This window comes from Pseudokineococcus marinus (assembly GCF_013004605.1).
Classification (GTDB): Bacteria; Actinomycetota; Actinomycetes; order Actinomycetales; family Quadrisphaeraceae; genus Pseudokineococcus; species Pseudokineococcus marinus.
Genome location: NZ_JABEMA010000003.1, coordinates 1 through 11,483, shown reverse-complemented (window position 1 = coordinate 11,483; position 11,483 = coordinate 1). Strand labels below are relative to the sequence as shown.

The 11,483-nt window shown below is 75.9% G+C and carries 9 protein-coding genes and 1 pseudogene; 3 read left to right on the top strand and 7 right to left on the bottom strand.

Annotation, left to right across the window (positions count from 1 at the left end; translation table 11 throughout):
- Nucleotides 1-40 precede the first annotated feature (40 nt).
- The 5 genes from HLB09_RS00500 to HLB09_RS00480 form a co-directional block, all read right to left on the bottom strand.
- Nucleotides 41-661, bottom strand: coding sequence for a DUF7002 family protein (locus tag HLB09_RS00500; protein ID WP_171201455.1), 621 nt, complete (start codon nucleotides 659-661; stop codon nucleotides 41-43).
- Nucleotides 662-797: 136 nt separating this feature from the next.
- The gene (locus HLB09_RS00495; RefSeq protein ID WP_171201454.1) at nucleotides 798-1,292 is read right to left on the bottom strand and encodes a hypothetical protein; all 495 of its coding nucleotides are present in this window, start codon (nucleotides 1,290-1,292) and stop codon (nucleotides 798-800) included.
- Nucleotides 1,289-2,140: a DUF3100 domain-containing protein gene (locus tag HLB09_RS00490; RefSeq protein ID WP_171201453.1), complete on the bottom strand. Its 852-nt coding sequence runs from the start codon at nucleotides 2,138-2,140 to the stop codon at nucleotides 1,289-1,291. Before HLB09_RS00490 ends, HLB09_RS00495 begins: the two co-directional genes overlap by 4 nt.
- Before the next feature lie 44 nt (nucleotides 2,141-2,184).
- Nucleotides 2,185-3,780, bottom strand: coding sequence for an aldehyde dehydrogenase family protein (locus HLB09_RS00485; RefSeq protein ID WP_171201452.1), 1,596 nt, complete (start codon nucleotides 3,778-3,780; stop codon nucleotides 2,185-2,187).
- Nucleotides 3,777-4,760, bottom strand: coding sequence for an NAD(P)-dependent oxidoreductase (locus tag HLB09_RS00480; protein ID WP_212755650.1), 984 nt, complete (start codon nucleotides 4,758-4,760; stop codon nucleotides 3,777-3,779). Before HLB09_RS00480 ends, HLB09_RS00485 begins: the two co-directional genes overlap by 4 nt.
- Nucleotides 4,761-4,992: 232 nt before the next feature.
- Between HLB09_RS00480 and HLB09_RS00475 the strand changes: the two genes are divergently transcribed.
- The 3 genes from HLB09_RS00475 (at nucleotide 4,993) to HLB09_RS00465 (ending at nucleotide 7,953) form a co-directional block, all read left to right on the top strand.
- Nucleotides 4,993-5,862 (top strand): MurR/RpiR family transcriptional regulator, encoded by an 870-nt coding sequence (locus HLB09_RS00475; RefSeq protein ID WP_171201450.1) that lies wholly within the window; start codon nucleotides 4,993-4,995, stop codon nucleotides 5,860-5,862.
- 142 nt (nucleotides 5,863-6,004) lie between these two features.
- Nucleotides 6,005-6,520 carry a hypothetical protein gene (locus HLB09_RS00470; protein WP_171201449.1) on the top strand — a complete coding sequence of 172 codons (516 nt, stop codon included), beginning with the start codon at nucleotides 6,005-6,007 and terminating at the stop codon, nucleotides 6,518-6,520.
- A gap of 260 nt (nucleotides 6,521-6,780) precedes the next feature.
- Nucleotides 6,781-7,953, top strand: a complete 1,173-nt coding sequence (locus tag HLB09_RS00465; protein ID WP_171201448.1) for an alcohol dehydrogenase catalytic domain-containing protein — start codon at nucleotides 6,781-6,783, stop codon at nucleotides 7,951-7,953.
- 50 nt (nucleotides 7,954-8,003) lie between these two features.
- Here the strand turns inward: HLB09_RS00465 and HLB09_RS00460 are convergent, their stop codons facing one another.
- Together HLB09_RS00460 and HLB09_RS00455 are read right to left on the bottom strand one after the other, a co-directional pair.
- Entirely contained in the window at nucleotides 8,004-10,970 is a 2,967-nt protein-coding gene (locus HLB09_RS00460; protein ID WP_212755648.1) for a sugar-binding domain-containing protein, read from the bottom strand.
- 9 nt (nucleotides 10,971-10,979) lie between these two features.
- Nucleotides 10,980-11,483 (bottom strand): annotated as a pseudogene (locus tag HLB09_RS00455) (hypothetical protein); the annotation flags it as partial.

Genomic DNA, 11,483 nt, shown 5'->3' with positions numbered 1-11,483 from the left:
CAGTCCGCCATGAGCAGCTTTCATAGTGGTCGCTCGTCTCTCACAGGGCGCGGACGTCCTCGACGAGGTCGGCGATGTCCCGGACGGCGTACGGCACCGTCAGCTCGACCACCGGCTCACGACGGGTGATGCGCCGACGCTCCTCCCACGGGTAGTCGGCGATGCGACGGAACGTCTCCGCCCCGCGGGTCACGACAGCGCCGGCGTGGACGGCGCCGCTATTCAGCGGGCACAGCTCCACCTCGCCGCCGTGCGCGGCGAGCAGCTTCGCGGTGCTGACGACGAGTAGGTCGTGCCTGCGCCCGCGGTAAGCGGCGTGCAACTTGGCGAGCCGCTCCTCGCTGAGCCAGAAGAAGACGCGGCTGTTGAGTGTTCGGTACCAGCTCGCCTCGTCCATGCCGACGAGCGTCCGGCGCAGCACGGTCTCGTTGATCGGCTTGTTGTCTCGGACCCACGCCGTCCCGTGTTCCGTGTGGGCCAGTTGCACCGACTGCGGGCGCTTGCGCGCGAGGAGGTCGTCGCGGTGCGGCTGCCGGACGTCGTAGAGGTCGCACAGCGCCTGCGTGGAGAGCAGGCCGTGACGCTGGATCGACGGCCACGACCCCGCCTCGGCCATGTGGAAGAGGCGGGGCCAGCGGTCGGCGATCTCGTCAGCGAGCACAGGGCGAGCCCATCACGAGCGCCGTCAGGTCGTCAGCGCTTCTCGACAGCGTCCTGTCCGGATCCATGGATCGTCGTGCGCCGAGGCGGCCGACAGGTCGGCGAGGCCGTCACCCGCCGCCGCGCGCCGAGCGCCCTCACTCCAGCAACGGCAGCGTCACGTCCGCGATGAGCGCCGACCCGATGAACGTCCCGATCAGCACGAGCACCCCGACGACGAGCAGCTTCCACCCCGACGTCTTGGCGATGGCCACTTCCCGCCGGGAGATGGCGAGCCCGGCGAAGGCCAGGCACGGCACGGACAGGGCGAGGAAGTCGATCTCGCCGACCACGCCGACCACGGCCTCGCCCCAGGGGAGCATCGGCAGGCTCGCGACGATGCCGACGAGCGAGACCCAGGCGACGCTCGGCAACCGCAGGAACGGCAGGGCGCGGGTGAGCAGGATGCCGATCACAGCGATGAGCCCGAGGGCCAGCACGCCGGCGGCCGCGCGCAGGGCGGACAGGTCGGTGGCGATGAGCTGGGCGGCCCAGCCGAGGGGCAGGACGGCGAGCAGCGCCGTCATCTCGCTCGGCAGGGACAGCCGCTCGTCCTGGGTGTCCTCGACGTCATCGACCGGCGTGGCGCTCATCGGGCGCCCTCCTCGTCGCTCGTGGCCGCCGGCGTCGCCGCGGCGCGGGTGTCCTCGGGGTGGGCCTTGCGGTACATCCACTCGACGAGCGGCAGGGCGACGAAGAGCGTCACATACATGCCCGTCGCGTAGGTGAGGAGGTTGCTCGTGCCGGCGAAGGCCAGGATGGTGTCCTCCATCTCCGGCAGCGTGGCCGCGAGCGCGCCGCTGCAGGCGGCCATCATCGAGCCGCTGCCCACCCCGCAGGCCATGGCCAGCGCCCGGGGGTCGAGGACGTCGAGCGAGGCGACGAAGCTCGCCATCACCGAGAAGACGATGGTTCCCACGAGCGTGCCGACGACGTAGACGGCCAGGACGCCGGCGCCCTCGGGGCCGCGCAGGCCGTAGCGGTCGGCGATGATCGCGAGGCTCGGCTCGCGGGCGACGGAGAACGTCGCCCCGACAGCCTCGCGGCGCAGCTTCAGCAGGTACACGGCGACGGGGAAGGCCAGGACGATCGTCCCGAGGTTGCCGAGCTCTTGCAGCAGCAGCGCCGGCCCGGCGGCGATGACCGCCTCGATGTCGGGGCCGATCGTCGTCCCGAAGCGGGCGATGAACGGCAGGATCGCCACGATGATGAGCGGCGACGCGAGCCGCACCTCACGGCGTCCCAACACCTTTCCGACCCGGCCGGTGATGCTCGGGTTGAGCACCAGCCCCGCGAGGAAGGCGTAGAGCAGCGGCAGCAGCAGGATGGTGCCGATCCCCACCTCGATGCGGCGGATGCCGAGGAGCTGGGAGAGGACCACGATGACCAGCGCGACGGCCAGGAGCCGCCACGCCGCCACGAGGTCTGCGGGCCTGTCCATGCGGTTCCTCCGGGGGTGTGGGCGGGGCGGGGGATGGGGGCGGGTCAGTAGCCGAGCGAGGGGAACGGGGCGCCGACGGGCTGCACCGGCACCCAAACGGCCTTGAGCTGCGTGTACTCGTCGAGCACGCCGGGCCCGGACGAGCGCCCGTGGCCGGAGTCGCCGAAGCCGCCGAACGGCACGGCGACGTGGATGGTCTTGCAGGCGTTGACCCAGAAGGTCCCCGCCCGCACGCCCGCGGCGACGCGGTGCGCCCGCGAGACGTCGTTCGTCCACACCGAGCCGGCCAAGCCGAAGCCGGTGGCGTTGGCGCGGGCGACGGCCTCCTCCTCGGTGTCGAAGGCGTCGACGCCGAGGACGGGCCCGAAGACCTCGGTGGTCTCCAGCGCGTTGGCCGGCGTGACGCCGTCGAGCACCGTGGGCGCGACCCAGTGGCCGCCGGCGAGGTCGCCCGACGGCGTCTCGGCGAGGGGGGTCGCGCGGATCGCGCCGTCGGTGAGCCCGAGCTCGAGCAGCGCGCGCACGCGGGCGTGCTGACCGGCCGTGACGATGGGCCCGACCTCGGTCGCGGGGTCCAGCGGGTCGCCGAGGCGCAGGCGCCCGGCGCGCTCGACGACCTTCTCCAGCAGCGCGGCGTGCACCGACCGCTCGACGAGCAGGCGCGAGCCCGCGACGCACGACTGGCCGGCGGCCGCGAAGATCGCGGCGACGGCGCCGTCGGCGGCCCGGTCGAGGTCGGCGTCGGCAAACACGATCGTCGCGCTCTTGCCGCCCAGCTCGAGGACGGTGGGGATGCCGGCGGCGGCGCACGCCGTCCCGACGGCGCGGCCCGTGGGCACCGAGCCGACGAAGCTCACCTTGCCGACGCGCGGGTCCGTCGTCACGGCGGCGCCGGTGGTGGCGCCGAGGCCGACGGCGACGTTGAGCACCCCGGCCGGCAGCCCGGCCTCGTGGGCCAGCTGGGCCAGGCGCACCGTGGTGGCCGGCGTGAACTCGCTGGGCTTGAGGACGACGGCGTTGCCGGCCGCCAGCGGCGCGGAGGAGTTCCAGCCCGCCGTGAAGACGGGCGCGTTCCACGGCGTGACCGCGGTGACGACGCCCCACGGCACCCGGCGCGTGTAGGTGAGCCAGTCGCCGGGGACGGGCAGGGTGTCGCCGGAGACCTTGTCGGCCCACCCGGCGTAGAAGCCGAACATCTCGGCGACGCGGCCGGTCTCGGCGCGGGCGTCGCGCAGCGGCTTGCCCGTCGTGGCCGACTCCAGGACGGCGAGCTCCTCGGCGTGCGCGGCCACGACGCGGGAGACCTCGCGCAGCGTCGCGGCCCGCGCGAAGGGGTCGGTGGCCCCCCACGTGCGCGCGCCCTCGGTGGAGGAGGCGAGCAGCCGGTCGAGGACGTCGGGCCCGGCGTCGCGGTAGGAGGTGAAGACCTCGCCGGTGGCGGGGGTGACGAGCTCGACGACGTCGCCCGTGCCGGGGACGACGCGCCCATCGACGAAGGAGCCGAGGCCCGAGGGCAGCGACTCGGCCAGCACGGCGGACGCCGTCGCGGCGCCGCTGCGGTGGTGGTCGTCGGGCCCGGCCGGGGGAGCGGGAGGCGCGCCGGGGGCGGGGGCGTCGGACTGGCGGGTGGTCGTCGTCATCGGTCGTCCTCGCTGCTGGTCGTGGAGCTCGCGGTGGCGTCCGCCGGCGCGAGGGCAGTGGTCGCGGTCGCGGCGGTGGCGGGGGCCTCGGTGAAGTCCGCAGCGGGGCCGCGCTCGGCGAGGGCGCGCTGCCAGGCGTCGTGCGTCGCGGCGAGCAGCGCGGGCTTCGCCCCGCGGGCGGCGGCGACGTCGAGGGCGAGGCCCACGTCGCGGGCCATGAGGCCGAGGGCGAAGCCGGAGTCGAAGGTGCCCGAGAGCACCCACCGCGGGAGGGCGTTCGCCGTGACGGCGCTGCCGCCCGACGCGCCGCTGACGGCCTGCGCGACCGTGGCGAGGTCGAGCCCGTGAGCGGCGGCCACGTCCATCGCCTCGCCGACGGCGATGAGGTTGGTCGCGCACAGCACGTTGTTGAGGAGCTTGACGACGTTGCCGGCGCCCGTGCCGCCGACGACGGCGTACTGCCCGCCGGTCAGCGCGGCGAGCAGCGGCTCGGCGGCGCGGACGTCGTCGGGGGTGCCGCCGACGAAGGCGCTCAGCGCCCCGGTGGCCGCGCCGCTCGCGCCGCCGGAGACGGGCGCGTCGACGAAGACGGCGCCGCGCTCGCGGGCGGCGGCGGCCATGGCCTCGCTGGTGGCGGGCTCCGACGTCGTGGTGTCGAGGACGACGCGGGTGCCCTCGCGCTCCAGCAGCACGGGGACCGTCTGCTCGACGACGCGCGCCGACGGCAGGGAGAGGACGACGAAGGGCGTGCCCGCGACGTCCTCGAGCCGGTCGGCCGTCGCCACGCCGGCGTCGGCCGCGCGTGCCCGGGCCTCGGGCGACGGGTCGAAACCCGTGACCGCCCAGCCGGCCCGGTTCAGCGTCGTCGCCATGGCGCCGCCCATCGCGCCGAGGCCGACGACGGCGACGCGCCGCTCGGCGCCCGCGCCGTCGCTGGGGAGGTCCGCCGGGGCGGCCCCGTCGGGAGGGGTGGTGTCCACGTGTCCTGCTCTCGCGTCGTCCGTCGGTGCGGGCCGGAGCCGTGGTGCGCCCGGCCGTGACGGTCGGCAAACGTAGGTGCACGTCGACATGCTGGCAATGGCCGTTGCAGGATCGCGTCCATGAGTTCGCGGACGGTCGGTGGGGGTCGGACGGCGCGGACCGCCCGGTCCCGCTGCGGCTCCTACAGTTCGGCTCGACGTCGTCCGCCGGGGCGAGGGGGGCGGTGACGGCGTGATCAGCACGTGGCTCGACGGCCTGCGCCCGTCGGCGGGGCTCTCGCCGGCGCAGGAGCGCGTCTTCGAGACGGTGAAGCGCAACCAGCAGCTCGCGTCCTACTCCGACGTCGCGGCGATCGCCGCGCGCGCCGGCGTCGACAAGAGCACGGTCGTCCGCTGCGCCCAGCGCCTCGGCTTCCGCGGGTGGCCGACGCTGCAGCACGAGCTGCGGGCGCGCTACCTGCTGGAGATCTCCACGGAGCAGACGCTCGAGCAGCACCACCGGGAGACCGACGGGGTCGTCCACGACGCCGTCCGCCACGACATGGAGAACCTGCGGCTCGCGCTCGAGACGGTCGACCGCGACGACGCCGAGCGTGCGGTCGCGGCGCTGGGGGAGGCCGAGCACCTGCTCGTGCTCGGGCAGGGCTCGTTCGCCGGGCCGGCGACCGTCTTCGCCCACCTCGCCGCGACGATGGGCTACCGGGCGCAGCTGGAGTCACGGGGCGGCCCGCACCTGGCGACCGCCGTCTCGGCGCTGGGGCCGGGCGACGTCGTCCTCCTCGTCAACCCGTGGCGCCCCATGCGCGAGCTGCTCGCCGCCGCGCGCGCCGCCCGGTCGGCCGGTGCGCGCGTGGTGTCGATCAGCGACCTCGATCGGGGTCCGGTCGCGCAGGTCTCCGACGTGCCGCTCATCGTGCCGAGCGAGGGCGTCTCGTTCTTCCAGTCGGTGACGGCCATCACCGCCGTGGTCTACGGGCTGCTCGCCGGCATGCAGGCGAGCCGTCCCGAGCAGACACGCGCGGCCCTCCAGGGCGTGCAGCGCGCGTGGCGGGCGATGGACACCTACGACGACGGGCCGCGGGGCGGGGCGTCGGGTGGGTGAGGGCGTCGGCTCCTCGGGCAGGGGGCTGCGCCACTGATACGTGCTGGACCGCCGTGAGCGAGGCGGTCATGCTCGCGTCGACCGCTGAGCGCGCACGGCCGGGAGGCTCGCCCCGGCGCTCGTCGAGGGCTGAGGAGGGGTCGTGGACGACGTCGAGGACGGCGCACCGGGCGAGGCCGCCGCGGCACCACTCTCGGACGCCTCTCGGCGTCTGTGGCAGCGACTTCCGCCTCCCACGCCGGAAGAGGTCGCGGAGCGGGAGCGGCGTGAGGCGGCTCTCCTCGCCGCGGTCAACGGCGCCACGGAGGAGATCGAGTTCGTCGAGTACGGCGGCATGTACCCGGAGCAGGGCTACGGCTGGTGGAGGCCGACCGGCGAGGCGGTCTACCTCCGGCTGCGGCACGACGACGCCAGCCTCGAGGTGGGTCCTTCGGAGGACGGTCGGCCGATGCCGGCTCGCGGGAGGCTGCGCCTGGTCGCCGAGCTGAGCGGCGCGACGGGGGTGCCGGACGCCGGGTCGACCTCCGCGCCGGAGGTGGCGGTCGAGCTCGTGCGCACGCTCCGGGCGATGCTGGACCATCCCGATCCGCGCCCTGAGCTCGACACCCAGCGCGTCGTCGAGCGGCTGCGGCGGATCCGGGCGCTCTACGAGCGCTGACGGCGACGACGACCCGCGGCGGTGCTTTTGCGACGTCGGGTGCGGCGGTCCTCGTCGTCGCCTGACGGCTCGTCTGCGACCTCCTCGGGCGAGGCTCGGGCGCCTGCCGCAGTGTGGAGCCGCGCCCGACGAGCTGGCGCGCTCCGCGACGACGAGGAGACCGAGATGACCGGCGACGCCCTGGCGGCGCGCATGCCTCTGCCCGCCCCTCGGAGGAGCCGTCGTTCTGCCCGGTCGCTCCGGACGGCTGAGGAGGCGGCATGAGGATCCGCGGCGCGGTGCTCGAGCGCATCGGCGACGAGCGCCCCTACCGCGACACACGGCCGATCTCCGTCGTCGAGCTCGAGCTCGACGACCCGGGCCCCACCGAGGTGCTCGTGCGGATCGAGGCGGCCGGCGTCTGCCACTCCGACCTCTCCGTCGTCGACGGCAACCGCGTGCGCCCGGTGCCGATGCTCCTCGGGCACGAGGCCGCCGGACGGGTCGAGCGCGTCGGCAGCGAGGTCGACGACCTCGCCGTCGGCCAGCGCGTCGTCATGGCCTTCCTGCCGCGCTGCGGGGAGTGCGACGGCTGCCGGACCGACGGCCGGCTGCCGTGCACGCGGGGCTCGGCGTCCAACAACGCCGGCGAGCTGCTGGCCGGCGGGCGGCGGCTGCACGCGACGGCACCGCTCGGCGAGGGTGACGACGCGGTCGGTGCGGGCGACGAGGTCCACCACCACCTCGGCGTCTCCGGCTTCGCGACGCACGCCGTCGTCGACCGCCGCTCCGTCGTGGCCGTCGACGACGACGTCCCGGCCGAGGTCGCCGCCGTGCTCGGCTGCGCGGTGCTCACCGGCGGCGGGGCCGTGCTCAACGCCGGGCGGCCGCGCGACGGCGACACCGTCGTCGTCGTGGGGCTCGGCGGGGTCGGGATGGCGGCGCTCATCACCGCCGTGTCGCTCGGCCGCGGCCCCGTGATCGGCGTGGACGCGGTGCCGGAGAAGCTGGCCCGCGCGCTCGAGCTGGGGGCGGCGCAGGCGCTCTCGCCCGCCGAGGCCCTCGAGGCCGGGCTCACAGCGCCCGTCGTCGTGGAGGCCGCCGGCAACGCGCGCGCCTTCGAGACCGCGGTGGCGCTCACCGGCGTCGGCGGCACGACCGTGACCGTGGGCCTGCCCGCGCCGACCGCCGAGGCGGCCATCAAGCCCCTCGGACTCACCGCCGAGGCCCGCACCATCATCGGCAGCTACCTCGGCTCGGCCGTGCCCGCCCGCGACATCCCGACCTACGCGCAGATGTGGCGCGAGGGGCGGCTGCCCGTCGAGGCGCTCATCTCCGCGCGCACGCGGCTCGAGGACGTCAACGAGGCCATGGACGCGCTCGCCGACGGTGCGGCGATCCGGCAGGTCATCGTCTTCGACGAGGAGGACGACGCCGCCCGCCGGGCTGGATAGGCGAGCGGCGACCGGGCGCCCAGCGGGGCGGCCGGACGGCGACCCCAGGGTCACTCGGGCACGTCGACGGACACGTCCGCCAGCCACCTCCCCGCCTCGGTCGCGCTCACCGCGACGCCGGGCGCGAAGTCCGGCCCGGCCGCGTACGCGAGCAGCGCGTCGCGGAAGGCCGCGGCGGCCGGGCGGTCGGCGGGGGCGTCGAGGACGTCGGCCGAGCAGACGAGCAGCGCCCCGTCTCCGACGCCCATCTCGACGACGAGCCCGAGGCGGCGCGCGGAGAACCACGTGTCGATGGGCTGGACCACCGGCCGCAGCGCACGGGGCAGGCCCTCGAGCTGCATCGCCCGGGCGCCGTGCAGCACCTCCCACCACTGCCAGTCCGTGTGGCCCGTGGAGGGGAAGCGCGCGAAGAGCGGGTGCTGCGCGTCGTGCACCAGCCCGAGGGTGTGGGGCGCCTGCCCCTTGGTCCACGCCGTGTTCCAGAACACCGGCGTGAAGCCGAGGGCGACGTCGTCGCGCAGGCTCGCCGCCGGGGGCACGAGGACGACGCGCTCGCCGGCGTCGGCGCGCCGGACGGCCTCGTCCGGGGCCCGGGTGACGACGACGCCGGCTGCGGCCCCCTCGTCCGACCGGCGGGCGGCCGGGGCGGGGAAGACCCACACGTCCCAGTCGTTGCGGTGCTCGGCCCCGCCGTCGAGGTCGACCACCGCCAGCTCGAGCCGTAGGCGCACCCCCGTGCCGCTCGCGGCCACCGCGCGCCCGACCGCCTCGAGCGGCACGCGCACGACGTCGTGGCGACGGGCGTTGCCGACCGGCACCTCCTCGCCCGGGACCACGCCCTCGGCGACGACGTCTCCGCCGAGGGCCTCCCCGCCGCCTCCGCCGTCGGTGGTGAGCACCCGCCACGTCGTCCTCGCGCGCAGCGGGCCGGCGCCGAAGTGGGCGACCTGCGGCTCGAAGACCAGGTCGTCGCCTGCGGCGAGCACGCGCCGCGGCAGGCGCGCCAGCGGCGTCGTCACCCCGCAGAAGCGCGCGAACTCCTCGGGCTCGCAGTAGCCCTTGCCCTCCCAGAACGCGTCGAGGACGCCGACGAGCGCCGTGCCCTGCCCGGGGAAGTCCGACAGGCCGAGGAGGTGGAAGCCGCCGAAGCCGGGCGTGCGCAGCGCCGCCTCCACCTCCTCCTTGTAGCAGAGCAGCTGCAGGCGCCCCGAGGCGTGGAGGAAGTCCTCCGCCTGGTCGCCCATCCCGCCCTGCTCGAGGAAGTCGGCGAAGACGTCGAGGTTCCGCGGCTGCATCAGCCCCGTGTACTTGGCGCGCTCGGCGAAGGACGGGTGCGCGCACCACTGCCCCACCTCGTGGCTGACGACGGGCCGCGCCGCGCCCTCCACCCAGGCGCTGTAGTCGGCGTCCGTCGTCGGCGGGGTCGCGTTGAGCCGCGAGCCGAGCCCCTCGTCCCAGCGGTGCAGCCGCGGCTCGGAGACGTTGTCGAGGTCGTTCTCGACGATGGCGGGCCAGCCGGCGCCGCTCGTGTAGAGGCGCCGCGGGTCGCGCCGGCGCCACGTGGTGACCCAGTCGCCGAGGAACTCCGCGTCGCGCCCCGACGGCTCGTTGCCGTGCGCCATGACGACGAAGGAGGGGTGGTCGCCGAACTCGTCGAGGACCGCTCGCGTCTCCTCGTGGACGAAGGCGTCCAGCGAGCCGCCCTCTCCGAGCGAGGCGCCCTGGTTGGCCCACACCGGGCCCTCGACCTGCAGGAGCATCCCCGCCTCGTCGGCCGCCCGGAAGGCCGCCTCCGGCGGGCACCAGGAGTGGAAGCGCAGGAGGTTGAGCCCGTGCGCGCGGCAGACGGCGACGATCCGCGCCCACGACGCCACGTCGGTGGGCGGGTACCCGGTGAGGGGGAAGACGCAGCACTCGAGGGTGCCGCGCACGAAGGTGGGGCGGCCGTTCACGGCGATCTGCGTGCCGACGACCGAGACCTCGCGCAGCCCGACGACGGTGCGCCGCACCGTGCGGTCCTCCGGGCGCCCCTCGGGCTCGAGGGCCACCTCGAGGGCGTACAGCGCCGGGGAGTGCTCGTCCCAGAGGGCGGCGCCGTCGCCGAGCGGCAGGTCGACGTCGAGGTGGGCCGTCGTGGCGGACAGGCCCCGCGGGCTCATGCCGGCGTCGAAGGCGTAGTCGACGACGAGGGGCTCCGGCTCGGGCCCGCGAGGGCCGGGGAGGTCGTCGCAGCGCCGGGCGGTGAGGACCACGCGTCCCGCGCCGACGCCCGACGGCCCGCCGGCGAGGTCGAGCCGCACGGTGAGGGCGCGGTCGGCCACGCGCGGCACGACGCGGACGCGGCGCACGACGACGTCCGGCCGGGCGCGCAGCGCGACCCGGCCGACGACGCCGTTCCAGCTGCCCTGCGTGTGGTCGGTCGTGCTGTGGGCGTTGGGCCCGACGTCGACGACCGTGCGGTTGTCGACGCGCAGCGTGACCCGGTGCTCGCCGGGCGCGAGGACGCCGAGGTCGTAGCGGTGCGGGGCGCACAGGCTCCGCTCCGAGCCGACGCGGCGCTCGTCGACCCACAGCGTCGACTCCCAGTGCACGCGCTCGAGCTCCAGGACGACCCGGCGGCCCGCCCAGGCGGCCGGCACCTGGACGGTGCGCTGGTACCAGGCCGCCCCGCGGTAGTAGCGGCGCGGCTGCAGCCAGAAGGGGACGGCGACCTTCCCGGGCTCGCGGTAGGGCGCGTAGCGGTCGTCGAGGTAGTACGAGCGGTCGACCACCTGGCCGTTCCAGGCGGTCTCCGCGGTGACCTCGTCGCCGTAGCCCTGCTCCTGCAGCGACCCCGGCAGGTGGACGGTCCCGCCGCCGGCCCCATCGTCGGCTCCGCCGTCACAGGTCAGGTCTCGGGCGTACCAGCGCTGGTCCTCGCCGGCGTCGTCCCGGTCGAGGGCCATCGCCCACGGGCCCGAGAGGTCCACCTCCTCGGCGGTCGCGGCTGCGGCGGTGGGGGACTCGGCGGTGAGCACCCCCCGACGCTAGGGGCCGGACGGCCCGCCGGGGGAGGACGCACCCACGGCCTGGCCTGGACGATCCTGCGGTCCGGGGCGCCGCCGGGTCCGCACCTCGAGCCACCAGGACGCCTGCCCCGAGGCGTCGAGCCGGGCGGCGCCGCCCCTGTCGCCACTGGCGCCCCCACGGGCCGAGACCTGCTGCGCCGCGGCGAGGTCGGACGTGGCGCCGAGGAGCGGCTCCAGGCCGGTGCTGCGGTACGGCGCGCCGGCCGGCCAGCCGCGCAGGTTGCGCCACAGCAGGAGCGAGACCGGTTGGTCGTGGTCGGCGCCCCACCGCAGCTCCAGGGCGTCGTCTCCGTCGACGACGAGCGCGCGGTCGCAGCCGGGCACGAGGACGGCGGCGGCCGTGCCGTCGTCCGGGCCGAGGCGGTCGGCGTCGTGCTCCCCGACCCGGGGCGGCCAGGGCGCCGACCAGCGCCGCGGCCGGCCGGGTGCCCCGGGGCGCTCCTCGCGGACGGCGCACGGCAC